Raw genomic sequence first — 24,775 nt, forward strand, 5'->3', positions numbered from 1 at the left:
GCGAGGGCCTGTCGTCGGGCACCGGGCGGGTCCATGTCGACCGTCCCGGCGTGTCGCGTCTCACGCCGCGTCCGAACGGCACCCGACAAGCGCGGGCCGGCCATCCTGCCTGACGGCCTGCACGCCGTCCCGGCACCCCGTGGGGTCGGCGTCGTCGCAGGTCAGGGACCTGGTGACGCGCGGGGAACAGAAGGGACCGGCGCGACCGTTGAGCGGGGGTGGCGTCACCGCCGCAGGTCCGGCTGCCGGGACCGCCCTGACCGCGTCCTTCACGGATTGGGTGGGCACCGGTAGTGTGGATGCACGGACGTCTGTGCTTGAGACGTCCGTTCAGGCTGCAGTGACGCAACCAGCGAGTACCTGCGGCCACCCCCTCGCAGGCGCTCGACACGACCGCATGACCCCCGCGACAAGGAGCACCCTTCATGGACTGGCGCGACCGCGCTGCCTGCCTCGACGAGGACCCCGAGCTGTTCTTCCCCATCGGGAACACCGGCCCGGCGATCGCTCAGATCGAGGAGGCCAAGCTCGTCTGCCGCCGCTGCGAGGTCATCGACACCTGTCTGAAGTGGGCCATCGAGTCCGGCCAGGACGCCGGCGTCTGGGGCGGCATGAGCGAGGACGAGCGCCGCGCCCTCAAGCGCCGCAACGCCCGAGCCCGCCGCGCCGGCTGACAGGACTCGTCCACCGACCTCCAGCACCGCAGCACCCCGGCGCCCGGTTCCCCCGGGCGCCGACCCGTGTCCGGGCCGGTGACCCGACCGCGGTCAGCGACCGAGCGGACGCAGCCGCGCGACGAACACCACGCGCGTCCCCGTCGGGTGGTTGGCCTCCCAGCGGATCCGACCGCGCAGGTCGGCCGCCAGCGAGGTGACGATCCGCGTCCCCAGGCCGGCGAGCACCGGGCGGAAACCCGCTGGCAGCCCCACCCCGTCGTCGGTGATGACGACCGTCAGCTGGTCCTCCCCCGTCTCCAGCGTGACCCGTTCGACCTCGACGTCGACTCGTCCGTCGCGGTCGGCGAGCCCGTGCTCGACGGCGTTCTGCACGAGCTCTGAGACGATCATCGCGAGCGCGGTGGCGTCCTCCGCCCGCATCCGGCCGAACCGTCCCGTGAAGCCGTGCTCGACCCGGTGCTCGCGCATCGCGACCTCGACAACGGCCCGCAGCCCGCGCCGGGCGATCTCGTCGAAGTCGACGGTCTCGTCGAACCCCTGGCTCAGTGTCTCGTGGACGAGCGCGATCGTGCCCACCCGCCGCACCGCCTCCTCCAGCGCCCCGCGCGCGTCGCCGTCGGGGACGCGGCGGGCCTGGAGGCGCAGCAGCGCCGCCACGGTCTGGAGGTTGTTCTTGACCCGGTGGTGGATCTCGCGGATCGTCGCGTCCTTGGTCAGCAGCTCCTGCTCGCGACGCCGCAGCTCCGAGACGTCGCGGAGCAGCAGGAGGGCTCCCGAGCGCATCCCGCCGATGATGATCGGGATGGCGCGCATCGTCACGGTCGCGCTGGCGGTCTCGACCTCGGTCCGCCAGGACGCACGACCCGTCGCGACCACGGCCAGCGCCTCGTCGACGGCCATCCCCCCACGTGACACCTGGTCGGCGACGACCTGCGCGAGGACCTCGCCCGTGACGTTGCCGACGTGCCCCATGCGGTGGATCGCCGAGACCGCGTTCGGGCTGGCGTAGCGGACCATGCCGTCGACGTCGAGGTGGATGACGCCGTCGCCGACGCGGGGTGCGCCGCGGCGCATCCCGGTCGGGGCCGAGACCGACGGGAAGTCGCCACTGGCCACCATCCGCATGAGGGAGTCGGCGAGGTCGCGGTAGGTCAGCTCGAGACGGCTCGGGGTCCGGGCGCCGGTGAGGTTCTGGTGGCGCGTCACGACGGCGATGACGCGCCCCTCCCGGCAGACCGGCACCGCGTCCTCCCGGATCGAGATGTCCTCGCGCTGGGTCGGCTCGGGCTTGGCGAACATCTGCTGGGTGCGAGCCGCGTGGTCGAGCATGGCTGCGCGTGACCGGCTCGAGCTGCGCCCGACGATGTCGTCGTAGAACACCATCGGCCCGGTGTTGGGGCGTACGTGGGCGACGGCGCGCCATCCGTCGAGCCCCCCGCGCACCCACAGGACGAGGTCGGCGAACGACAGGTCGGCGATCAGCTGCCAGTCGCCGACCAGCAGGTGCAGCCACTCCGACTCCGACGCCTCGAGGGTCGTCGTGTCGCGCAGCATCTCGGCCAGCGTGCTCACGCCGACGAGCCTAGGCGACCCCTCTCGAGCACCCGATGGCAGACCGGCACGGGAGACGTCCGGCCACGCGGAGCATTCAAGGCATCGGAACCTTCGGTGGGGCACCCCGAACTTCGGGGTGCCCCACCGAAGGTTCCGGCATCAGGCGGGAAAGTTGGGACTCCCGATCAGGTGGTGGAGGAGCCGCCCACGCGGATCACCGAGCGCAGGGTCCGCAGGGCGACCGAGAGGGCCGCGATGTTCGGGTGGTCGAGCCGCCGGATCGCCGCGAGGGCGGTCCTGCTGCGCTGGATCGACTCGCTGTTCGCGCTCGACCAGGCCTCCCAGGCGGCTGCTGGGTCCTCGGACCCACCGACCTCGATGACCGAGCGCGTCAGCGACTCGAGCACGGCGTAGAGGTCGTCGCGCAGGGCACCACGGGCGAGGGCGTCCCACCGGTCGTCACGCGGCAGGCGGGTGACCTTGGTGAGCATCGCGTCGATGCCGAACCGCTCGGAAACCAGGTAGTACAGCGGCGCGACCTCGGTGGGCGCGCGGCCGGTGTCGGTGGCGATGTCGACGATGTCGAGCAGGCTGAACCAGTCGAGCAGCATCGCGGCCCGGGCCGCCAGCGCGTCGGGCACGCCGGCCTTGACGAGCTCGCTCGTGCGCTTGTCGAGGCGGCGCTTCTCGTCGCCGCGCAGCAGCCCCGGCACCTGGGGCCCGAGCTCCTTGACGACGCCGGCGAACCGGTCGACCTCGGCGCTGATGTCGAGGCGTGCCGGGCGTGAGGTGAGGAACCAGCGCACCGCCCGGTCGAGGAGCCGGCGGAACTCGAGGTAGAGCATGGTCTGGGCCGCGGTCGGCACGACGTTGTCGAGCGCCTCCACCTCCCGCACGTAGCCGGCGAGGCCGAACACCTCCCGGCAGACGACGAACGCGCGCGTCACCTGCTCGGGCGTGGCGCCGGCCTCCTCCTGCGCCCGGAACGCGAAGGTGATGCCGCCGCGGTTGACCATCGAGTTGACGACCGAGTTCGTGACGATCTCGCGGCGGAGCGGGTGGTCGGCGAGCTCTCCGGCGTAGCGCTCCTGGATCGCCGGCGGGAAGTACTCCGCGAGCGTTCTCGCGAAGTACGGGTCGTCCGGGATCGAGCTCGCGAGGATGTCCTCCTTGAGCGCGAGCTTGGCGTAGGCGACGAGCACCGAGAACTCGGGCGACTTCAGCCCCAGCCCGTCGTGCGCCCGCTTCTCGATCTCGGCATCGGTCGGGAGGAACTCGAGCCCACGGTCGAGGTCACCGCGGTCCTCGAGCCAGTGGATGAGCCGCTGGTGCACGCTCGCCATCGAGTGCTCCTGCGCCCGGGCGTTGCCGAGCAGGACGTTCTGCTCGTAGTTGTCGCGCAGCACGTGGTCGGCGACGTCGTCGGTCATCGACGCGAGGAGCTCGTTGCGGTCCTCGGTGGTGAGGCCTCCGGCGCGGACGACCTCGCCCAGGAGGATCTTGATGTTGACCTCGTGGTCGGAGGTGTCGACGCCCGCGGAGTTGTCGATCGCGTCGGTGTTGACCCGGACCCCGCACAGGGCCGCCTCGATGCGGCCGAGCTGGGAGAGGCCGAGGTTGCCACCCTCGCCGACCACCTTGGCGCGCAGCTCGTTGCCGTTGACGCGGATCGCGTCGTTGGCGCGGTCGCCGACGGACAGGTGGTCCTCGCTCGAGGCCTTGACGTAGGTGCCGATGCCGCCGTTCCAGAGCAGGTCGACCGGCGCGAGGAGGATGGCGTGGATCAGCTCGGCGGGCGTCATCGCCGTCGTGTTCTTCGGGAGGGCGAGCGCCTCGACCATCTGCGGCGTGACCGGGATGGACTTCAGCGACCGGGCGAACACGCCGCCACCCTCGGACACCAGCGACCGGTCGTAGTCGTCCCACGACGAGCGCGGAAGCTCGAAGAGCCGCTTGCGCTCGGCGAACGACTGCGCCGCAACGGGATTCGGGTCGACGAAGACGTGGCGGTGGTCGAAAGCCGCCACCAGGCGGATGTGCTCGGACAGGAGCATCCCGTTGCCGAAGACGTCGCCGCTCATGTCGCCGACCCCGACGACGGTGAACTCCTGCGTCTGGGTGTCGACGCCCATCTCACGGAAGTGGCGCTTGACCGACTCCCAGGCGCCGCGGGCCGTGATGCCCATCGCCTTGTGGTCGTAGCCCGCCGAGCCACCCGACGCGAAGGCGTCGTCGAGCCAGAAGCCGTACGACTGCGAGACGCCGTTCGCGATGTCGGAGAAGGTCGCGGTGCCCTTGTCCGCGGCGACGACGAGGTAGGGGTCGTCGCCGTCGTGGCGGACCACCCGCTCCGGCGGCACGATCTCGCCTCCGACGCGGTTGTCGGTGACGTCGAGCAGGCCCGAGATGAACATCCGGTACGCCGCCTTGCCCTCCTCGAGCCATGCCTCGCGGTCGACCGCCATGTCGGGCAGCTGCTTGGGGTAGAAGCCACCCTTGGAGCCGGTGGGCACGATGACGGCGTTCTTCACCATCTGCGCCTTGACGAGACCGAGGACCTCGGTGCGGAAGTCCTCGCGCCGGTCGGACCAGCGCAGCCCGCCGCGGGCGACCGGGCCGAAGCGCAGGTGCACGCCCTCGACCCGAGGGCTGTAGACCCAGATCTCGAACTGCGGCCGCGGGGCCGGGAGGTCGGGCACGGCCTTGGGGTTGAGCTTGAGCGAGACGTACGGCTTGTGCGCCGCCCCGTTGGCGCCGGCCTGGTAGAAGTTCGTCCGCAGCCCCGCCCGCATCACCCCGAGGAAGGCGCGGATGATCCGGTCGTGGTCGAGCGAGGACACCCCGTCGAGGGCGTCGACGACGCGCTGGGCGATCGCCTCCTCGGCGGCGTCACGCCCACCGTCCGGGGCGGCGTCCGGGTCGAACCGGTTCTCCCACACCGACACCAGGTCGCGGGCGATGGCCGGGTGCGAGACGAGGGCGTCCTCGAGGTAGTCCTGCGAGTACGTCGCGCGCGCCTGCCGCAGGTACTTGGCGACGGTGCGCAGGATGACGACCTGTCGCCACGTGAGCTGGGCGGCGAGGACGAGCTTGTTGAACCCGTCGGACTCGGCGCGCCCGTCCCACACCGCCGAGACGGCGCCCTCGAACAGGTCGCGGAGCTGCTCGTGCGGACAGGCCTCCCACACTCGCGCGTCGTGGACCCGAAGGCCGAAGTCGTACACGTGCAGGGTCGTGCCGTCCGCACGCTCGACCTCGTAGGGCTGCTCGTCGACGACCTCGACCCCCATGTGGGTGAAGATCGGGAGGATGTCGGTGAGCGACAGCGGGTCGACCCGGAACAGCTTGAAGCGCCGCACGTCGTCGGAGCCTTCGGCCGGCCGGTACAGCGCCACGCTCGTGCCCTGCCCGGTGCCGAGCCGGTCGAGGTGCTGGAGGTCGGCGAGCCCCTGGTTGACCGTGAAGGTCTCCTCGTACCCGACGGGGAAGGCCCGCCCGAACCGGTCCATGAGCCGGTCGCCCTCCTCCTCCCCGTGCTCGTGCCGCAGCGCGTCGCCGAGGCGGTCGGACCAGGTGCGGCTGACCTCGACGAGTCGCTGCTCGAGGGCGTCGGCCTCGGCGCGGTCGAGGGTGCGGACGCGTCGCCCGCGCGGCACCCGGACGACGAACTGCAGTCGGGACAGGGCGGACTCGCTCACGCGGGCCGCGAACTCGACCGACTCGCCGCCGAAGGTCTCCTTGAGGATGTCGGCCATCCGCAGACGCACCCCGGTGTTGTAGCGGTCGCGCGGGATGTAGACGAGGCAGGACACGAAGCGGCCGAAGTCGTCCTCGCGGATGAACAGCTTGGTGCGGCGGCGCTCCTGCAGCTGGGTGACCGCCATCGCCGTCTCGTAGAGGTTCTCGATGCTCGCCTGGAACAGCTCGTCGCGCGGGTAGCTCTCGAGGACCTCGAGGAGGTCCTTCCCGGTGTGGCTGTCGGGGGCGACCCCGGAGCGGTCGAGGACGGCACGCACCTTCTCGGCGACGAGCGGCACCCGCAGCACCGACTCGGTGTACGCCGTGGAGGCGTAGAGGCCGAGGAAACGCCGCTCCCCCACGACGGTGCCGTCGTCGGCGTAGCGCTTGACCCCGACGTAGTCCAGGTGCGCGACCCGGTGCACGGTGGAGCGCGAGTTGGCCTTGGTGAGGACGAGGATGTTCGGCTCGTGCGCCTTCGCCGAGGCCTCGGGCGACAGGACGTCGGGCTTCTCGCCCTGCGGGGGGTCGGACCGCAGGAGGCCGAGCCCGGACCCGGTGACCGGGGACAGCACCTCGCCCTGGGCGGACCTCTCGAGGACGTAGTCGCGGTAGCCGAGGAAGGTGAAGTGGTCCTCGGCCATCCACCGCAGGAACGTCGTCGCGCGCCCGACCTCGGCGGCCTCGATCCCGGCCGGCGGCGCACCCTCGAGCTCGGCGGCGAGGACGAGGCACTTGCTGCGCATCTTCGGCCAGTCCTCGACGGCCTGGCGGACGTCCTCGAGGACGCGGCGCACCGTGGCCTCGATCTCGGCGCGGCGCCCCTCGTCGCTCTCGCGGTCGACGGAGAGCAGCATCCACGACTCGGGGAGCTCTCCGAGGTCACCCTTGGTCGTACGGCCGATCACGTCGCGCGGGAGGACCTTCTCGAGGCGACCGAGGGCGTCGCGGCTCACGACCAGCTGGGGGTGGACGATGAGGTGGATGTCGACGCCCGCGGAGACGAGGGCCCCCGTGACGGAGTCGACGAGGAAGGGCATGTCGTCGGTGACGACCTGGATGATGGTGCGCGCCGTCGACCAGCCGTCGGACTCCGTCGTGGGGTTGTAGACCCGCACGTTCGCGACCCCCGGGAGCCGCTCCGCGGCCAGCCGCAGGTGGCTGCTCGCGGCGCCGGCGTAGATCTCGGGCGAGCGGGAGGCCAGCTCGTCGAGGGGTACGTGCCGCAGGTAGCGCTCGATGAAGTCACGGCCCCCGCCGTCCGGCGCTGCCTCCTCGAACGCGGTGGCGATCGGGGCGAGGACGTCCTCGCGGCTGCTGGACTGGGCCTTCGACATGGTGCGGTGGCACTCCTTCGTCGCGAGTCACCGAGGTGCGGCGGAGCACGTCCTCGTGCTCGCGTCCGAGCCTAGCCACCCGGGCGGGGGGTGCGACCGCCGGGGAGCCGGGGGGCGTCTCGTCCCCGAGACGGAATCAGGGCTGCCGCCGTCCTGCACGGTCGTCAGTCGGCGACGACGTCGAGGGTGCGGACCGTGGGGTCGGCGGCGTAGGCGATCCGGCTGCCGGCGGCACGGGCGGCGCGCAGCGCGTCGACGGCCTCCAGGGTCACCTCCTCGCCCGGCGCGAGCACCGGGATCCCCGGCGGGTAGGGGGCGACGAGCTCGGCGCTGACCCGGCCCACGGCCCGTTCGACCGGGACGCTCTCACGGGTCGCGAAGAAGGCCTCGCGCGGCGGCACCACGGTGACCGGGTCGACCGACCACACCCCCGACGCGACGACCGGGCGGGCCGGTCCGCGCTGCCGCTCGACCGACTCGACGAGGGCGAGCGTGAGCGCCTCGACGGTCCGGCGGGTGTCGGCGAGGCTCACCATCGCGACGACGGTGTCGCGGTCGGCCATCTCGACGGGCATGCCGCCGGCGAGCAGGTCGGACTCGACGGCGTTGCCGTCGGCCCCCGTGCCGGGGAGGACGAGGACGAGCCGCGTGGGGTCGACCGACGGCCCGTCGAGGACGACCAGTCCCGCGACCTGCCGCAGCCGCCGGCGGGCTGCCGCGACCGCGGTGACGACCTCGTCGAGGAGGGCCCGGCCGTCGCGCTGGAGCAGGGCGCGCGCGGCGTCGATGCTCGCGAGGATGGCGCCCGACGGGCTCGTCGTGGCGGTGGCCTCGACGCCCGCGTCGAGTCGCGCCCGGCTGATCCGCCGGCTCCGGGCGAGGACGAGGGCGCCCTGCGACCACGCGGGGAGCGCCTTGTGGGCGCTCGTCACGAGGGCGTCGGCACCGGCGGCGAGGGCGTGCGGCGGGAGCGCGGGGTGGAAGCCCAGGTGGGCACCCCACGCGGCGTCGACCACCAGGGGCACCCCGTGCCGGTGCGCCACGGTCGCGAGCGCCCCGACGTCGCCGACCGTGCCGACGTACGACGGGTCGCCGACGAGGACGGCCCGCGCGTCGGGGGCCGAGGCGAGGGCGCCCTCGAGGGCGGCGGCGGTGACCCCGAGCGGGAGGCCGTGCTCCGGGTCGACCTCGGGTCGCACCCAGACCGGGTGGAGGCCCGCGAGGACGAGGCCGAGGAGCATCGAGCGGTGCAGGGTCCGCGCGACGACGACCCGGTCGCCCGGTCGGCCGACCGCGAGGGCGAGGGCCTGGTTGCCGTGGGTCGACCCGCCGACGGAGAACCGGCAGAGGTCGGCGCCCCACAGGCGCGCGGCGCGGTCCTGGGCCTCGTCGAGAACGCCACGCGTCAGCTTCATCGTGTCGAGGCCGGCGTAGAGCGGCACGTCGCCCGCGACGACGTCACCGACCAGGTCGCGGCGCTGCTTGTGCCCGGGGATGGTGAAGGGGGTCGGCGCCTCCTCCTGGAAGCGCAGCCAGGCGTCGAGGAGGGGGGCGTCGCCGCGCAGCCGGCGCGGGTCAGTGGGCATGGCCGCGCGACCAGACCGAGACCGCCGCGACGAGCGCCTCGGCGTACCGGCGCACCTGGCCGAGGTCGACCCACTCGTCGGCGGCGTGGAGGCCCCCACCGGCCGGTCCGCACACGAGCGCGGGGATCCCGGCGTCCTGCCAGAGCGGCGCCTCCATCCAGTACGGGGCGTCGAACGCCCCGGGCGGGGCGTCGTCGCCGAGGGCCTCGGTGAGGGCGGCTCCGAGGGTGTGGGCCGGGCCGTGGGCGTCGACGCGCCACGCCTCGCGCGCCATCGTCAGGCTCGCGTCCGCGGAGATGCCGGGATCGGCGGCGCGGAGGTCGGAGACCAGCGCCTCGACCTCGGCGAGGGCGTCGGCGGCCGACTCCCCCGGGACGGTGCGGCGCTCGACGACGGCCCGCGCCGACCGGGCGAGGACGAAGGGCGACTCCCCGCCCGCCGCGACGGTGACCAGGAGCGAGCCGCCGGGCTTCGGGAGCCGCGCGTCGTGCGCCTCGACCGCGGAGAGGAACCGCCCGAGGTGCGTGACGGCGTTGACCCCCTGCTCGGGCTGCGACGAGTGGGCCGGCCGCCCCCGGAAGGTCACCTCCACGAGGGCGTAGCCGCGCAGGGTGGCCGTCTGCGCCAGCCAGGTCGGCTCGCCGACCACCGCGACGTCGGGCCGGACACCCAGGCCGGGCAGGGCGGCGAGGACGGTCTCGGTGCCCAGGCTCGCGTCCTCCTCGTCGGCGACGAGGGCGAGGACGACCCGCCCCGGGACACCCACCGCGGCCAGCCGCTCGGCGGCGACGACCATGGCGGCGATGCCGCCCTTCATGTCGGAGGTGCCGCGGCCGGTCATCCGGTCGCCGTCGGTGGTCGGGGTGAGGGCGCCGGGGATCCCCTCGGTGCCGACGGTGTCGACGTGCCCGGTGAGGACGACCGTCGGACCCGAGGACGTCATGGGGCCGAGTGCGACGAGGCTGGGCCGGTCGGGGTGGCCGTCCGGGCTGACGACGTGGGTGGCGAAGCCGGCCGCCGCGAGCCGGGTGGCCAGGTGCTCGACGACCGCGGTCTCGCCCGGGGCCCCCGGGACGAGGCCGGGGTTGACCGAGTCGATGGCGACGAGCTCGGCCGTGAGCGCGACCGCCGCGTCGCCGAGGCCGGCGCCGAGGCCGCCGGGGCGCACGCCGGCGGTGGCGGTGCGTCGCTCGTCGGTGCCCACGCCGCGACCCTACTTCGCAGGTGGGGCCCCGACGAGCCCTGGGGATGTGGATGACGCGGCTGCCGGACCCACGGTCCTCACTAGGGTGGGACGGTGCCGATCGAGCCCGACCCGTCGCGCGTCGCCGCCGTCCTCACGCGGCTCGACGCCCTGCGCGAGGTCCTCGGCGAGGCGGAGGACGACGTCCTCGCCGCGCTCGTCGTCACCGGGGAGCCGCTCGCCCAACGCGTCCTCGACGACTGGCTCGACCAGGTCGCCGACACCCTCCGGGCCGTCGGTGAGGCCGCCGACGCGCTCGCCCCGACGCTCACCCGGTTCCGCGGCGGAGGGGTGTCGCACGTCGGGGTGGTCGAGGCGGCTGCGGGCGACGATGCAGAGGCCCGGCGGTGAGCGTCGTCCCCGGCGACGCGGCCTCCCTGTCGGCGTGCGCCCGGACCGCGGTCGAGGTGGCGCACCGGCTCGCCCCGGAGTCGGCCTCGCTGGGCCGGGAGGTCGACGACCTCGGCGAGGGCTGGACGGGGCGCGCCTCCGTGGCGACGCGCCGGTCGGGGGACGGGCTGGTCGCCGCGACGGCCGTCGTCGCGACCCAGCTCGAGCGGGTGGCCCTCGTCCTCCAGGACCAGTCCACGGACCTCGCCGATCTCGTGGCCCGCGAGCGCGGGGTTCGCGAGCACGCCGCGGCTGCCGGGCTCGACGTCCGCGACGGGCGGGTGGTCCTCGCGTGGGGGGTCAGCGGGACGGCCGACGCCGGTGCGCAGCACGAGCGCGAGGCGGTCCGGGACGCCCTCCAGGGAGACCTCGACCTCGTCGCGGCCCAGCACGCGCGGCGGCGCGACTTCGTCCTCGGGGTGCTGCGCGACTCGACCGCCGCCCTCGCCGACGTCTCGCACGGCCTGCGTCGCGGGTGAGAGGATCACCGCACCGACGACACGAGAGGACGCGAGGGTGCGACTGACGAGGCGCGAGGAGCTGGGCGGGACCGTCGACGAGGTGCACGCGCTGCGCACGGACCGGGCGTTCCAGGAGGCCAAGTGCGAGGCGACGACGGAGGGCGGGGGCTACTCCGTCGACGTGGCTCCCGCGGCGGCCGGCCACCGCGTCCGCACCGAGCGGCAGCTGCCGTCCGACGGGCTCCCGGACATCGCCCGCTCGTTCGTCGGCGAGCACCTGACGATCGTCGAGGTGCTCGACTGGTCCGGCCCCTCGGGTGACGGGTCGCGGGTGGCCGTCGTCGACATCCACGTCAAGGGCGCCCCGCTGACCATCAAGGGCACGCTGCGGCTCGAGCCGGCCGGCGCCGGCACCGCGGAGGTGCTCGACGCCGACCTCAGGGCCAACGTCCCGCTCATCGGGGGCAAGCTCGAGCGGGCCGCGGCCGACCCGATCAACGCCGCCATCGACATCGAGGTCGCGCTGCTCAAGGAGTGGCTCGCCCGCTGACCCGGACCCGCCCTCGAGGGGTCAGCCCATGTGGGGGTAGGCGTGGGACGTCGGCGGCACGAAGTTCTCCTTGATCGAGCGGACCGAGGTCCAGCGCAGGAGGTTCGCCGCCGAGCCGGCCTTGTCGTTGGTGCCCGAGGCCCGGCCACCACCGAAGGGCTGCTGGCCGACGACGGCGCCCGTGGGCTTGTCGTTGACGTAGACGTTGCCCGCGGCGAAGCGGAGCCGGTGCAGGGCGTCGGCGATGACCGCCCGGTCCTGGGCGATGACGGCACCGGTCAGCGCATAGGGGGCGACCGACTCCATCTGGTCGAGCACCTTGTCGTACTGGCGGTCGGGGTAGACGTGGACGACGAGGATCGGGCCGAAGTACTCGGTCGAGAACATCGCGTCGGTCGCGTCGCTGCTCTCGACGACGGTGGGCCGCACGAAGTACCCGACCGAGTCGTCGTAGGTCCCCCCGGCGACGACGTCGAGCGTGGTGGAGGCCTGCGCCCGGTCGATGGCGGCCTGGTGCTTGGCGAAGGCGCGGTCGTCGATGACGGCGCCCATGAAGTTCGACAGGTCGGTGACGTCGCCGACCGGGAGGCCGTTCGTGATCTCCACGAGGTCCTTCTTGATGGCCTTCCACAGTGACCGCGGCACGTACGCGCGCGAGGCCGCCGAGCACTTCTGTCCCTGGTACTCGAAGGCGCCACGGATGAGGGCGGTCCGCAGGACGTCCGCGTCCGCGCTCGGGTGGGCGAGGACGAAGTCCTTGCCCCCGGTCTCCCCGACGATGCGCGGGTAGTGCCGGTACGACGTGAGGTTCGCGCCGATCTCGCGCCAGAGGTGCTGGAACGTCGCGGTCGAGCCGGTGAAGTGCAGGCCCGCGAACTCGGGGTGCCGCAGGACGACGTCGGACACCGCGATGCCGTCGCCCGCGACGAGGTTGATGACGCCGGGCGGCATCCCGGCCTCCTCGAGCAGCTCCATCGTCAGCTGGGCGGCGAGCTGCTGGGTGGGCGACGGCTTCCACACGACGGTGTTTCCCATGAGGGCGGGGGCCGTGGGCAGGTTGCCCGCGATGGCGGTGAAGTTGAACGGGGTGACGGCGTAGACGAAGCCCTCGAGGGAGCGGTAGTCGCTGCGGTTCCACAGGCCGCGGGAGTTGGCCGGCGGCTGCTCCTCGATGATCTGGCGGGCGAAGTGGACGTTGAACCGCCAGAAGTCGATGAGCTCGCACGCGGCGTCGATCTCGGCCTGGTAGGCGGTCTTGCTCTGGCCGAGCATGGTCGCGGCGTTGAGCCGCGCGCGCCACGGCCCGGCGAGGAGGTCTGCCGCCTTGAGGAGGACGGCCGCGCGGTCGTCGAAGGACAGGTCGCGCCACGCGGGGGCGGCGGCGACGGCGGCGTCGACGGCTGCCTGAGCGTCGGCCTTCGTCGCGTTGCGGGTCGTGCCGAGGACCTTGCGGTGAGCGTGCGGCTGGCGCACGTCGATCTTCGCGCCCGTGCCGGCGACCCGACGGCCGCCGATGGTGTGCGGCAGGTCGTGCGTCGAGCTGCCGAGCTCGACGAGGGCCACCTCGAGGGCGGCGCGCTCCGGGCTGCCGGGCGCGTAGTCGAGGACGGTCTCGTTGGTCGGGGTGGGGACGTGGGTCACAGCGTCCATGGGGTGGGGCTCCTCGCTCGGGTCGCGACGTCGGGATCGCCCTCACTCTCCCGCCCGCGGCCCGGGCCACGCAAACTCGGGACCCGGGAGGCCGCACACCGCCGACACCCGTCGCGGGGCGAGCTCCTCGACCTCCTTGACCGATCGATCCAGCGGGTTGAGGGGTTCGCGGGGTGCGGCCACGCGGGCGGGTGGGGCGGAGCGGGTGGGTGCGTGCGGTCGCGCGTCAGGGACCGGCGACGAGGGCGCGGACGTCGTCGAGCTCGGTGACGTCGTACCAGAGGAGGTCGGCGGCGTCGGTGGCCCCGGCCTCCTCGTCGACGTGGAAGGAGACGAACCGGCGCCGCTCGAGGGGGGCGCTGACCTCCACCCGTGAGGGGACGTCGGGAGCGGTCGCGTGCACGACCGTCGCGGCGTCGACGTCGGCCGACCCGATGACGCGGCGGCGCCCACCGGCCCGGGCGTTCGGCACGGCCTCGTCGGCGGCGGCGAGCCAGGCGGCGTGCTCGAGCTCCTCCTCGTCGGTGACGAGCCCGGGGCGACCGACGGCCGCGGTGACGGCGTGGGCCGGGCGCGGCGCGGGCCCGACGGGTCGCCCGGCGGCGAGGTCGTCGAGGTCGTCCGGTGTGAGGGCGAGGTAGACCCGGGTCAGCGGCACCGCAGTCACCGGGCCCCGACGCGCGGGGCGTCGAGCAGCTCGCCGAGGGCGTCGACGACGCCGCGGCCGAGGACGTCGGCATCGGGCATCGCGTCGCGGTCGGCGTAGAGGCCGTAGTAGACCCCGCCGTCGTAGGAGGTCAGCCCGATCGAGAGCGCCTGTCCCCGGCCGAGCGGTGTGACCGGGTAGGTCGAGACCATCCGCGCCCCTGCGGCGTAGAGCGGGGTCTGCGGCCCGGGGACGTTGGTGATGACGACGTTGTAGAGCCGCCGCGACACCATCCCGCCGAGCCGGGCGCCGAGGGCGTGCATCGTCGGGGGCGCGAAGCCGCCGAGCCCGGCCAGGGTGTCGGCGGCGACGGCGCGGCGCGCCCCGCCCTCCATCTGCTGACGCATCGCGAAGGCGATCTGGTGCAGGCGCATCGACGGCTTGGACTCGCCGACCGGGAGGTCGACGAAGCAGGCGGTGAGCTGCGCGCCGGTGGGGGCGTCGTCGCCGTCGTGGACCGAGACCGGGACCATGGCACGCACCGTGGTCCCGGGGTAGACCGACTCGCCGCGGGTGAGCAGCCAGGAACGGAACGCCCCGGCGACGGTGGCCAGGACCACGTCGTTGACGGTGACCTCGTCGGCGAACGAGCCCTGACCCAGCCGCGTGCGGATCGTGCGGTAGTCGTCGAGGTCGGTGCCGATCATGACGTAGCGGCGGGCGCGGCCCACGGAGGCGTTGAGCGGCGAGGTGGGGGCCGGGCGCGCCGAGACCCGGGCGACCGTGGAGAGGACGTCGCCGGCGACGGAGGCCACCTTGCCGATCGTCTTCTTGACGTCGGCGACGCCGTTCTGCACGGTGTCGACGACCTGGCTCGGGGTGCGCACGGCGTCGGAGAGCGCGCCGACGACGAGCTCGACCGCACTCGGCTCGGGGCGGGCGCGCCACGTCGTGGCGATGCCGTCGGCCCCGGCGGGGTTGCCGTCGACGAGGACGTTGCCGATGTCGACCGCGCTGATGCCGTCGACGAGGCTGTGGTGGGTCTTGGTGATGATGGCGAAGCGGTCCTCGGCGAGGCCCTCGACGAGGTAGACCTCCCACATCGGGCGCGAGCGGTCGAGGGGACGCGGCTGGATGCGGGCGACGAGCTCCTCGAGCTGCTCGTCGGAGCCCGGGCGCGGGAGGGCGCTGCGCCGTACGTGGTAGCTGATGTCGAAGTTGCGGTCGTCGACCCAGACCGGGTTGGCCAGCCCGCCGGGGACGGTCTTGATCCGTTGCCGGTACCGGGGGACGTGGGCGATCCGCTCGCTGATGAGCGCGACGAGGCTCTCGTAGTCGAACCCGCCGGTCGGGGCGTCGAAGACCATGACGGACCCGACGTGCATCGGCGTCGTCGCGTCCTCGAGATGGAGGAAGGACGTGTCGAGCGAGCTCAGCCGGTCTGCCACGGAACCCATGGTGTCAGACGGGCTCGCCGGGCCCGTGACGCCCGGCCGCGGCGACGGGTGAGCCTCGTCTCGCCCTCCCCCGACGCCCGTGGCCACGCCGCCCGGCCCGGGACGGCGCCGCCGGCGATGCGCGCGGGTCGACGGCCGCGGCGAGCTGGACGATCCCTGCGGTGAGCGGGGACGACGGGGCCGTCTCGGGCAGGGTCCGGCCGGCGAGGAGCGCGGCGTCGCACTCGTCCGGTGCCCACGGCAGGAAGCGCACCCCGTCCATCCCGGCGAAGCGTCCGAGCACCTCGCGGATCGCGCGCTCGGGCCTCGCCCCCGCCACCGACGGGCGGACCTTGTTGACGACGACGGTGGGCTGCGGCGACGGCACGACGGCGACCTCCTGCACCCCGCGGACGAGGCGCTGGAGACCCACGGGGTCGGCAGCACCGACGACGACGAGCTGGTCGGCGCCCTCGAGGGCGGCGAGGGTCGCGGCGTTGCGGCGCGGCGCCAGGGTGTCGTAGCTGAGCTCCTCGTCGTCCTCGAGGCAGAAGCCGACGTCGACGACGACGTGGTCGGCGACCCGGCGCGCCAGGCGCAGGACGTCCTCGACCGCGGCGGCCCGCAGCTCGGGCCAGCGATCGGCGCGCGGCAGGCCGGTGAGCACCCGCAGCCCGGGGACGACCTCGGGGGCGAGGCGGGCCAGCGCGAGGACGTCGAGCCCGCCCTGCTCGGAGGCGCGCGCTGCCGCGGCGACTCCCGGTGCCTCGTCGACGAGCCCGAGGACCTGGGCGACGCTGGCACCCCACGTGTCGAGGTCGACGAGGAGGGCGCGGACCCCGGCGCCGGCCAGCACCGCGGCGAGCGTCGTGGCGACGGTCGTGCGGCCGGGGGCGCCGATGGGTCCCCACACCACGGTGACGACGCCGGGTGGCCGGTCGACCTCGGCGTCACCCGGCAGCATCGACCCTCGGCTGCCGCCGGACGACGCCCCCGGGGCGCCGTCGGCCCGTGCGAGGTGGTCGCCGTCGCGGACGGTGCCCTGATGACCGGCAGTGAGCGAACCGGCCTGCGCCGCAGCGAGGCCCGCTCCGCTCGTCGTGGATCCGGCCAGCCCGGAGAGCGCGGCCGAGACCTCGTCGGGACCGGTGTCGAGCCGCAGGATGGTGGCGACGCCGAGCTGCCGCAGCCGACGCTCGCCCTCGTCGTCGCCGGTCAGGACCAGGCCCGCGACCCGGACACCGTGCCCGGCCAGGTGGCGCAGGGCGTCACGGTCGAGGCCCCGCAGGTCGGGCGAGACGACGGCGACCCGCGCCGCGCCCGTGGCCCCGACGGAGAGCAGCTCGGCGAGGTCGGCGCAGCGCCGGACCAGCACGAGGTCGCGGGCGTCCTCGAGGACCCGGACGAAGTCGGCCTCGGCGCGGTGGGTGACCGCGGTGAGGACGCTCGTCACGAGCCGGCCGCCGTGACGCCGCCGGGGACGGGGACGAGCGTGATGCGGGCTCCGGCATCGACGTCGGCGACGAGGTCGCGGACCTCCCCGCGCGGGACCATGACGTGGACCGCCCTGGTCTCGGTGGCGCCACCGAGGACGGCGTCCTCACCGGCCACGCGGACGACCGCGACGGCCTCGAGGGCGCGCTCGGGCCCCTCGAAGGTCGGTGTGCCGACGGTGGTGCCCGTCGCGGGCCGGTTGACGTAGACGTCGACGACCGACCCTCGGGCCAGGGTGGCGGCCGAGGTGGCGTCGACGAGGAGGGCGACCTGCTGGCTGCCGACCCGCTCGGGACCGCCCACCGCGGAGGCCGGCACGAGCTCGCCGGGGCGCAGCTCGCGCAGGGCCCAGGTGTCGGCGGGCAGCGCGGTGTCGGCGGCGAGGTACGCGGCGGCGCCGTCGCCGAGCAGGACGTCGACGCGGACGAGCTCGGCCTCGGTGAGCCGCTGTCCGGGGGCGACCGGCCCCTTGGCGGCCCAGACCGGGACGCGGTCGTCGGCGCCCGCGACGACGACCGCTCCGAGCACCGTGGACAGCAGGACGAGGAGCACCCCCACGACGAGCCGCGAGTCGCGCCAGGACGGCGCGCGCAGCCTGGAGGCGGTCGGGGTGGGCAGCTCCGTCATGGCGCCGATCCTGCAGCACGTCGGCGGGGCGCGCCTGCGGAGCGCCGCGCCCTGTGGACAACCGCCGCGGAGGCCCGACCTGTGGATGGCACACTGGCCCCGTGGCGCGGCGCTTCATCCCCCTGACCGAGGTCTCCGAGATCCTCGACATCTCCGCGGCGCAGGCGTACGCACTGGTCCGCAGCGGTGACCTGCCCGCCATCAAGGTCGGCGGCCGGGGCCAGTGGCGCGTCGAGACGACCGAGCTCGAGAGCTACATCCAGCGCCTGTACGCCGAGACCCGCGACTTCGTCACGACGCGCGGCGACCGCCCCGACGACGACTGACCGGGCCCTCATCGCCGCGACTCCACGACGAGCAGGGCGGCGGTGGCGACCGTCGTGGTTGTGGTGACGTGCTCCCGCCGCCGCGGCATCCCCTCCGGGTGCTCGGCCAGGTCGAGGTGGTCGGCACCGACGGCGTCGATCGTCCCGACGAGGGGCGCTCCGCCGCCGCGCAGCCGCACCGCGACGGTGGCGCGGTCGCGCGAGAGCGCGCGCAGGGCGTGGCCGAGACCGAACCGGCGGGCCGCGGCCGGCGCCCCGGGCCCGGCTGACGGCGCCAGCGCACCGACGGTGGCGACCGCGGCGAGCGGGACGAGGAGGTCGCGGCCCGCCGGCGCCCGCAGGAGCACCCAGCCGTCGCCGAGGTCGGCGAGGTCCCCCTGCACGCGACGCGCACCTCCCGGCCCGCCCTCGACCAAGCCGAGCACGACGGGCGTGCCCACCGCCGAGGCCAGGCGGGCGTCGAGGGTGACGAGGGCGCGCTCGCGCCTCGTGCGCTCGGCGACCTCGTCGTCGAGCTCACGCCGCTCCCCCGCGGCCAGCTGGGCCTCGAGGTCGGCGAACAGCCGCTCCCACCGCATCGGTCTCCCCTCCGATCTGTCCACAGCCTAGGGCCCCGCGGTTGCCCCCTGTCGGCGGCGGCGTCTACCGTCATAGGCATGCAAACGACAGCAAACCGCATCAAACGCCCTCCAACGGTGTTCAGGGCGATCGTCGTCCTCGGCGTCCTGGTGCTGCTCGTCCGGATGACGGGGACGGTCGCCTGGGAAGTCGCAGGGCAGGCCGGTCGTGGGGTGCCGCTCACGGCCGCCGAGGTGGTCACGGCGGTGGCGGCAGGGGTCGCTGTCCTGCTCCTGGCGTGGCTGGGGATGGGCGTCGCGCTGGCGCTCGTGGCCTCGCTCCCGGGGCGGGTGGGCCACTGGGCCGGCGGCGCGGCCCGCGGGCTGACGCCGGCGGTGGTGCGCCGCGCCGTCGGCCTGGTCCTGGGTGCCACGGTGGCGGCAGGTGTCGCGCCCGGGGCGTCGGTCGCAGCAGCGCCCTCGTCGTCGCTGCTCGTCCTCGAGCGGCCCGACCCGGCCTTGGTGCCCCTGCCCGATCCCGGCTGGGCATCCGCGCCGTCCGGCGTCCGGGCCGCCGCGCTGGAACGGATGGGCGGCGGGGCCGACGACGGGATGCCGCCCGACCCGGGCTGGGTGCCCGGGCCCCCGCTCGTGCGGCCCCAGCCCGACCTCACCGCCCTCTCCCCCACGCGCCCCGCGGTCCCGGGCAGTGACCGGGTCGAGGTCGTGGTCCGGCGGGGCGACACGCTGTGGTCCATCGCGGCACGGCACCTCGGCGGCGACCCCTCGGATGCCGAGGTGGCGGCCGCGTGGCCGGCCTGGCACGCCGCCAACCGCGACGTCGTCGGGGAGAACCCCGACCTCCTGCTCCCGGGGCAGATCCTGCGGGCACCCGAGGCGGTGGTGTCGTGAGTGCCGGCACCCTGCACGTCGTCCCGCGCAGTGTGCCGCTGCCCCCGGCGGTCCCGCTCGACGAGGCGCTGCGGCGGGCGCGGTGGCAGCGCGAGGCGATCGAGGGCACGCACGGCTACATCCAGGACGCGCTGGCCGTCGACTTCGCGGCGTCCTCCGACGAGCAGCTGTTCGGCCCGCAGCGCACGGTGAGCGCCGACCTCCCCGAACCGCGGCAGTGGGCGGGGCGTATCACCCTCGCGCTCCTGGAGGTGATGACGGGGGCCCGACCGGCCACGCAGGTGCTGCGGTGGACCACCCCGGAGGTCTACGCCGTCCTCGCGCGGCGGCACGCGCGGGTGGCCCGGCGGGTCGCCGAGGGGCGGGCCCCGCGGGGCCGCCAGCGCGTCCTCCTCCACAGCGTCCGGGTGTGCGAGCCGGCCGACGGCGTCGTCGAGGCGGCGGTCGTCGTGCGGCACGGGCGGAGGGTGCGCGCGGTCGCCGTCCGGCTCGTCGGCCAGGACGGCAAGTGGCGGGTCAGTGCCCTGCAGGTCGGCTGAGCGGGCGGCGCCGAGGTCAGCTCACCTGCACGGCGATCCGCTTCGCGGCGAGCTGGGTCATGACGCCGAGCGCGTCGAGGGCCTCGCCCTTGGTGCTCTCGATGACCCAGATGCTGCTCACGAGGTCCTGCCGGGCGATGACCGAGTGGCACACCTCGTAGTCCTCCGAGGAGTGCATGCACCAGGCGTGTGACGCGTCGGCGTCGATGCCCTCGGGCAGCGAGGCGGTCGCGACCTTCGTGTACTGCTGGTCACCCGCGGAGTACTCGGTGCACGTGACGGTCTTCTTGACCTCCGCGACGATGTCCTCCGCGATCCCGTCGGGGTAGGCGACCACGGTCTGGTCGACGACGGCGCCCTCGCCCTTCCACCGGCCGTGGTGGCCGGTGACCTGTCGGGACTCCGAGGCGAGGAAGGGGCGGCAGCTCTCGAACCAGTCCCACGTGTCCTCCTTGGGCGCCATGTCCTGCTCGAGGCCGATCTTCTCGAAGGCGTCGGTCGGCAGGAGCGCCTTCTTCGTCGCGGACGACGCGCGCTTCCTCGCCTCCTCCGTCACCGCCTCGACGGCCGTGCTCTCGGACTCGCTGGGCGACGGGCTGGCAGAGGCGCTCCCCGCCGCACTGCTCGCGCCACCGTCGCCCTCCGACGACCCGCACCCCGCGACGAGCACGACACCCGCCACCACCGCGACGACCCCTGTCCTGACCGATGGCACCCGCACGTTCCCGTCCCCTCCCCGGTCCCGACGGCTCGGGCCCCGGTCGCACGCTAGCCCCTCGCCCGGACGCACGGGAGCCCCGCTGCGAGGTTTCGCAGCGGGGCTCCTCGGGAGGCTGACCTGCGAGGTCAGCGGCGCCCGTGGCACATCTTGAACTTCTTGCCCGAACCGCAGGGGCAGGGAGCGTTGCGCGGCGTGGTGGCGAGCTGCTCGTCGGAGAGCGCGGCACCGGCGGCCGGCGCGCCCTCGTCGCGCTCGTCGACGCCCCCGGTCTCGCTCGGCGCGGAGTAGTGCAGGGCCCCGGTGCGCGGGCGCCCGACCCCGACACCGCTCACCTCGACCCGGCGCTGCCCGTCGGCCCCGCCACCGAAGGCGCCCGACGACCCCGCGGCTACCGGCTCCTCCTCGGCGACGGCGACGTCACCGGCGGTGTCGGCGGCTGCCGGTGCGGCGCCCGCCATCGCCCCGAGCATCTGCGAGACGTGCATCGGCTGGACCGCCGGCGCCTCCGCCGGCGGCTGGTCGACCTGGACGTCGACGTGGAAGAGGAGCCCGACCGACTCCTCCTTGACGGCCTCGTTCATCGTGTTCCACAGGGCGAAGCCCTCGCGCTGGTACTCGACGAGCGGGTCGCGCTGGGCCATCGCCCGCAGGCCGATGCCCTCCTGGAGGTAGTCCATCTCGTAGAGGTGCTCGCGCCACTTGCGGTCGAGCACCGAGAGCATGACCCGCCGCTCGACCTCGCGCATGACCTCCTCGCCGAGGGCCTTCTCGCGCTCGTCGTAGGCGTGGTGGGCGTCGGAGAGCAGCTCCTCCTTGAGCTTCTCCGCGGTGAGCGCGCTGCGCCCACCCGCGGCCGCCTCGACCTGGTCGGGCGTCAGCGACACCGGGTAGAGCGCCTTGAGCGCGCCCCACAGGCGCTCGAGGTTCCAGTCCTCGGGGAAGCCCTCGGCGGTCTCGGAGTCGACGTAGCCCTCGATGACGTCATTGACGAAGAAGCGCAGCTGCTCGTGGAGGTCCTCGCCCTCGAGGACGCGGCGCCGCTCGTCGTAGATGACCGTGCGCTGGCGGTTGAGGACGTCGTCGTACTTGAGGACGTTCTTGCGGATCTCGAAGTTCTGGGCCTCGACCTGCGCCTGCGCCGACTGGATGGAGCGCGAGACGAGCTTGGACTCGATCGGCTGGTCGTCGTCGAGCTTGGCGGTCGTCATCACGCGGTCGACGAGCCCGGCGTTGAACAGCCGCATGAGGTGGTCCTCGAGCGAGAGGTAGAACCGCGACTCGCCCGGGTCGCCCTGGCGACCGGACCGGCCGCGCAGCTGGTTGTCGATCCGGCGCGACTCGTGGCGCTCGGTGCCGAGGACGTACAGGCCGCCGTACCCGGTGACCTCCTCGTGCTCGGCCGCGACGTGGGCCTCGGCGGCCTCGAGGGCGGCGTCCCACGCGGCCTCGTACTCCTCCGGGGTCTCGTGCGGGTCGAGGCCCTGCTGCTTGAGCGCGGCGACGGCCCGGAACTCCGGGTTGCCGCCGAGCATGATGTCGGTGCCTCGGCCGGCCATGTTCGTCGCGACGGTGACGGCGCCCTTGCGGCCGGCGTCGGCGACGATCGCGGCCTCGCGCTCGTGGTGCTTGGCGTTGAGGACCTCGTGGCGGATGCCGCGGCGCCGCAGCTGCTCGGAGAGGTACTCGGACTTCTCGACCGACACCGTGCCGACGAGGACGGGCTGGCCCTTCTCGTGCCGCTCGACGATGTCGTCGACGACGGCGCGGTACTTCGCCTCCTCGGTCCGGTACACGAGGTCGGCCTGGTCGAGGCGGATCATCGGGCGGTTCGTCGGGATCGGGACGACGCCCAGCTTGTAGATCGAGTTGAGCTCGGCGGCCTCGGTCATGGCCGTGCCGGTCATGCCGGAGAGCTTGTCGTACATGCGGAAGTAGTTCTGGAGGGTGATCGTCGCGAGGGTCTGGTTCTCGTTCTGGATCTCCACCCCCTCCTTGGCCTCGATGGCCTGGTGCATGCCCTCGTTGTAGCGGCGGCCGGGCAGCATGCGCCCGGTGTGCTCGTCGACGATGAGGACCTCGCCGTTCATGACGACGTAGTCCTTGTCGCGCTGGAAGAGCTCCTTGGCCTTGATGGCGTTGTTGAGGTAGCCGATGAGCGGGGTGTTCGCCGACTCGTAGAGGTTCTCGATGCCCAGGTGGTCCTCGACCTTGTCGATGCCGCGCTCGAGGACGCCGACGGTGCGCTTCTTCTCGTCGACCTCGTAGTCGCCGAGACCGGACTCGAGCTCACCGCGCTCGAGGCGCGTGGCGATGCGCGCGAACTCCTGGTACCACTTCGTCGGCTGGTCAGCCGGGCCGGAGATGATGAGCGGCGTCCGCGCCTCGTCGATGAGGATCGAGTCGACCTCGTCGACGATGGCGAAGTGGTGCTCGCGCTGGACCAGCTCTGCGGTGGACCAGGCCATGTTGTCGCGCAGGTAGTCGAAGCCGAACTCGTTGTTCGTGCCGTAGGTGATGTCCTTCGCGTACTCGGCGCGGCGCTGCTCGGGGGTCATCGTCGCGAGGATGCAGCCGGTCTCGATGCCGAGGAAGCGGTGGACGCGGCCCATGAGCTCGGACTGGTACTCGGCCAGGTAGTCGTTGACCGTGATGACGTGGACGCCCTTGCCCGTCAGCGCGTTGAGGTAGCTGGGGAGGGTGGCGACGAGGGTCTTGCCCTCACCGGTCTTCATCTCGGCGACGTTGCCCATGTGGAGGGCGGCCCCACCCATGATCTGCACGTCGAAGTGGCGCTTGCCCAGGGTGCGCTTGCTCGCCTCGCGGACCGCCGCGAAGGCTTCGGGGAGCAGGTCGTCGAGGCTCTCGCCGTCGGCCAGCCGGGCCTTGAACTTGTCGGTCTCCGCGCGCAGCTCGGCGTCGGTCAGCTTCTCGAAGTCCTCCTCGATCGCGTTGACCTGCGCCGCGATGTTGTCGAGCCTCTTGAGGGTGCGCCCCTCACCGGCGCGCAACAGCTTCTCGACGATCTTCACGAGTGGGACTCCCTTGGCGTGGCTGCATGGCGGTCGCTCTCGACCGGACCTGCCTAGGGTAGTCGAGCGCCCCGGGGCCCACCGCAGACGGCCGACCCCGCCCCGACCCAACGCGGCGCCCGGCGGGGTGAGTTCCCCGCCGCCGCGAGCGGTGGTTGGCTGACCCCATGACCAGCCCGTCCTACCCGGCCTGCGTCCCGGAGCTCACCGACGGCGTCGTCCTCCTGCGCGCCCACCGCCCGGAGGACGAGGACCGCATCGTCGAGCAGTGCACCGATCCCGAGACCCTGCGCTGGACGACGGTCCCGCGCCCCTACTCGGCCGAGGAGGCGCGCGACTTCCTCGCCGTCATCGAGCGGTCGTGGGAGGACGCGGGCGGGCACCGGTTCTGGGCGGTCACCGACGCCACCGACCCCGAGGGCCGCTTCCTCGGCACCCTCGACCTGCGGCCGCTGGGCGGCGGGGCGGCGGAGACCGGCTTCGGGCTCCACCCGGAGGGGCGCGGCCGGGGCCTCATGGCCGGCGCCCTGCGCCTCGCGGCCCGCTGGTGGTTCACCGAGGCCGACGGGGTGCGGGTCCACTGGGCGGCCCCCCGCGGCAACTTCGCGTCGTGGAGGGTCGCCTGGGCGTGCGGGTTCGCCCACCACGGGACGATCCCGCAGCAGCTGGCCGACCCCGATGGCGGGCCCGCCCTCGACGCGTGGCGGGCGAGCCTGGGCGCCGACGACCCGATGGAACCCCGGACCCCGTGGGACGACCCGCCGGTCATCGAGGTCGACGCCGGGCTGCGGCTGCGGGGCTGGCGCGACGAGGACGTCACGGCCCTCGAGCCCCGTGACCAGCCCGACCACCACATGCCGGCCCGGGGGGTCCTCGATGCCGACACCTTCCCCGAGTGGCTGACGACACGGCGGGAGCGGATGGCCCAGGGGCAGATGATCAGCTGGTGCGTCGCCGACGCCACGACCGACACCGCCCTCGGCGAGGTGCTCGTCTTCACCGTCGAGGGCACCCTCGACGAGGACACCGCCGAGCTCGGCTACCAGGTGCTCCCCAGCGCGCGGCGCCGCGGTGTCGCGACGAGGGCCGCCACCGCCCTCGCCCGCCACGCCCTCCTGCCCAGGGCCGCCGGGGGGCTGGGCCTGCGCCGCCTCGTCGCGCAGACGGCCGAGGACAACGTCGGGAGCAACCGCGTGCTCGACTCCGTCGGCTTCACCATCTGGGGCCGCGAGACGGCCGCCGACGTCCTCCCCGGGGGGCTGCCGGTCGACGCCCTCCACTGGGAGCTGCTCGCCGAGTGAC

At 73.9% G+C, this 24,775-nt stretch carries 20 protein-coding genes and 1 pseudogene; 8 read left to right on the forward strand and 13 right to left on the reverse strand.

Annotation, left to right across the window (positions count from 1 at the left end; all coding sequences use genetic code 11):
- Window positions 1-425: 425 nt before the first annotated feature.
- Window positions 426-674: a WhiB family transcriptional regulator gene (locus ACK8HX_RS14455; RefSeq protein WP_411941423.1), complete on the forward strand. Its 249-nt coding sequence runs from the start codon at window positions 426-428 to the stop codon at window positions 672-674.
- A gap of 93 nt (window positions 675-767) precedes the next feature.
- Here the strand turns inward: ACK8HX_RS14455 and ACK8HX_RS14460 are convergent, their stop codons facing one another.
- The 4 genes from ACK8HX_RS14460 to ACK8HX_RS14475 form a co-directional block, all read right to left on the reverse strand.
- Window positions 768-2,249 carry a sensor histidine kinase gene (locus tag ACK8HX_RS14460; RefSeq protein ID WP_411941424.1) on the reverse strand — a complete coding sequence of 494 codons (1,482 nt, stop codon included), beginning with the start codon at window positions 2,247-2,249 and terminating at the stop codon, window positions 768-770.
- A 167-nt stretch (window positions 2,250-2,416) separates the two neighbouring features.
- Complete coding sequence (locus tag ACK8HX_RS14465) at window positions 2,417-7,306, reverse strand: NAD-glutamate dehydrogenase (RefSeq protein ID WP_411941425.1); 4,890 nt, start codon at window positions 7,304-7,306, stop codon at window positions 2,417-2,419.
- Window positions 7,307-7,470: 164 nt separating this feature from the next.
- Window positions 7,471-8,892: an aminotransferase class I/II-fold pyridoxal phosphate-dependent enzyme gene (locus ACK8HX_RS14470; protein ID WP_411941426.1), complete on the reverse strand. Its 1,422-nt coding sequence runs from the start codon at window positions 8,890-8,892 to the stop codon at window positions 7,471-7,473.
- Window positions 8,882-10,096, reverse strand: a complete 1,215-nt coding sequence (locus tag ACK8HX_RS14475; RefSeq protein WP_411941427.1) for a M20/M25/M40 family metallo-hydrolase — start codon at window positions 10,094-10,096, stop codon at window positions 8,882-8,884. The genes ACK8HX_RS14470 and ACK8HX_RS14475 overlap by 11 nt, the downstream gene beginning before the upstream one ends.
- A 93-nt stretch (window positions 10,097-10,189) precedes the next feature.
- Here ACK8HX_RS14475 and ACK8HX_RS14480 point away from each other — a divergent pair, with 93 nt between their 5' ends.
- From ACK8HX_RS14480 to ACK8HX_RS14490, 3 genes are read left to right on the forward strand one after another with little or no spacing between them, the layout of a single operon-like run.
- Entirely contained in the window at window positions 10,190-10,486 is a 297-nt protein-coding gene (locus ACK8HX_RS14480) for a hypothetical protein (RefSeq protein ID WP_411941428.1), read from the forward strand.
- Window positions 10,483-11,004: a hypothetical protein gene (locus ACK8HX_RS14485; RefSeq protein ID WP_411941429.1), complete on the forward strand. Its 522-nt coding sequence runs from the start codon at window positions 10,483-10,485 to the stop codon at window positions 11,002-11,004. Before ACK8HX_RS14480 ends, ACK8HX_RS14485 begins: the two co-directional genes overlap by 4 nt.
- 37 nt (window positions 11,005-11,041) lie before the next feature.
- The gene (locus ACK8HX_RS14490; RefSeq protein WP_411941430.1) at window positions 11,042-11,536 is read left to right on the forward strand and encodes a DUF2505 domain-containing protein; all 495 of its coding nucleotides are present in this window, start codon (window positions 11,042-11,044) and stop codon (window positions 11,534-11,536) included.
- A gap of 21 nt (window positions 11,537-11,557) precedes the next feature.
- Here ACK8HX_RS14490 and pruA read toward each other — a convergent pair whose 3' ends face one another.
- From pruA to ACK8HX_RS14515, 5 genes are all read right to left on the reverse strand, one after another.
- A complete protein-coding gene (gene pruA / locus ACK8HX_RS14495) occupies window positions 11,558-13,186 on the reverse strand; it encodes an L-glutamate gamma-semialdehyde dehydrogenase (RefSeq protein WP_411941431.1) in 1,629 nt (542 codons plus the stop codon).
- Between the two features lie 226 nt (window positions 13,187-13,412).
- A complete protein-coding gene (locus ACK8HX_RS14500) occupies window positions 13,413-13,844 on the reverse strand; it encodes a DUF6912 family protein (RefSeq protein ID WP_411941432.1) in 432 nt (143 codons plus the stop codon).
- A 5-nt stretch (window positions 13,845-13,849) separates the two neighbouring features.
- A complete protein-coding gene (locus ACK8HX_RS14505) occupies window positions 13,850-15,289 on the reverse strand; it encodes a WS/DGAT/MGAT family O-acyltransferase (RefSeq protein ID WP_411941433.1) in 1,440 nt (479 codons plus the stop codon).
- A 4-nt stretch (window positions 15,290-15,293) separates the two neighbouring features.
- The gene (locus ACK8HX_RS14510; protein WP_411941434.1) at window positions 15,294-16,721 is read right to left on the reverse strand and encodes an AAA family ATPase; all 1,428 of its coding nucleotides are present in this window, start codon (window positions 16,719-16,721) and stop codon (window positions 15,294-15,296) included.
- A complete protein-coding gene (locus ACK8HX_RS14515) occupies window positions 16,718-17,389 on the reverse strand; it encodes a hypothetical protein (protein WP_411941435.1) in 672 nt (223 codons plus the stop codon). The genes ACK8HX_RS14510 and ACK8HX_RS14515 overlap by 4 nt, the downstream gene beginning before the upstream one ends.
- A gap of 101 nt (window positions 17,390-17,490) precedes the next feature.
- On the opposite strand from ACK8HX_RS14515, the gene ACK8HX_RS14520 reads away from it, so the two are divergent.
- Complete coding sequence (locus ACK8HX_RS14520) at window positions 17,491-17,715, forward strand: helix-turn-helix domain-containing protein (RefSeq protein WP_411941436.1); 225 nt, start codon at window positions 17,491-17,493, stop codon at window positions 17,713-17,715.
- Window positions 17,716-17,723: 8 nt separating this feature from the next.
- Here ACK8HX_RS14520 and ACK8HX_RS14525 read toward each other — a convergent pair whose 3' ends face one another.
- Window positions 17,724-18,293, reverse strand: coding sequence for a hypothetical protein (locus ACK8HX_RS14525; protein WP_411941437.1), 570 nt, complete (start codon window positions 18,291-18,293; stop codon window positions 17,724-17,726).
- Window positions 18,294-18,371: 78 nt separating this feature from the next.
- Between ACK8HX_RS14525 and ACK8HX_RS14530 the strand changes: the two genes are divergently transcribed.
- Together ACK8HX_RS14530 and ACK8HX_RS14535 are read left to right on the forward strand one after the other, a co-directional pair.
- Window positions 18,372-19,184: a LysM peptidoglycan-binding domain-containing protein gene (locus ACK8HX_RS14530; RefSeq protein WP_411941438.1), complete on the forward strand. Its 813-nt coding sequence runs from the start codon at window positions 18,372-18,374 to the stop codon at window positions 19,182-19,184.
- Entirely contained in the window at window positions 19,181-19,723 is a 543-nt protein-coding gene (locus ACK8HX_RS14535) for an Rv3235 family protein (protein WP_411941439.1), read from the forward strand. Before ACK8HX_RS14530 ends, ACK8HX_RS14535 begins: the two co-directional genes overlap by 4 nt.
- A 16-nt stretch (window positions 19,724-19,739) precedes the next feature.
- On the opposite strand, the gene ACK8HX_RS14540 is transcribed toward ACK8HX_RS14535, so the two are convergent.
- The 3 genes and pseudogenes from ACK8HX_RS14540 to secA form a co-directional block, all read right to left on the reverse strand.
- Window positions 19,740-20,444: a hypothetical protein gene (locus ACK8HX_RS14540; protein WP_411941440.1), complete on the reverse strand. Its 705-nt coding sequence runs from the start codon at window positions 20,442-20,444 to the stop codon at window positions 19,740-19,742.
- 125 nt (window positions 20,445-20,569) lie between these two features.
- On the reverse strand, window positions 20,570-20,929 hold the full coding sequence (locus tag ACK8HX_RS17760; protein WP_459349936.1) for an SEC-C metal-binding domain-containing protein: 360 nt from the start codon (window positions 20,927-20,929) through the stop codon (window positions 20,570-20,572).
- Window positions 20,930-20,982: 53 nt separating this feature from the next.
- Window positions 20,983-23,473: pseudogene (gene secA, locus ACK8HX_RS14545) on the reverse strand (preprotein translocase subunit SecA); the annotation flags it as partial.
- 167 nt (window positions 23,474-23,640) lie between these two features.
- On the opposite strand from secA, the gene ACK8HX_RS14550 reads away from it, so the two are divergent.
- Window positions 23,641-24,774: a GNAT family N-acetyltransferase gene (locus ACK8HX_RS14550; protein WP_411941442.1), complete on the forward strand. Its 1,134-nt coding sequence runs from the start codon at window positions 23,641-23,643 to the stop codon at window positions 24,772-24,774.
- The last annotated feature ends 1 nt before the right edge of the window (window position 24,775 follow it).

Origin of the sequence: Oryzobacter faecalis (genome assembly GCF_046764005.1) — a bacterium.
GTDB lineage: Bacteria > Actinomycetota > Actinomycetes > Actinomycetales > Dermatophilaceae > Oryzobacter > Oryzobacter faecalis.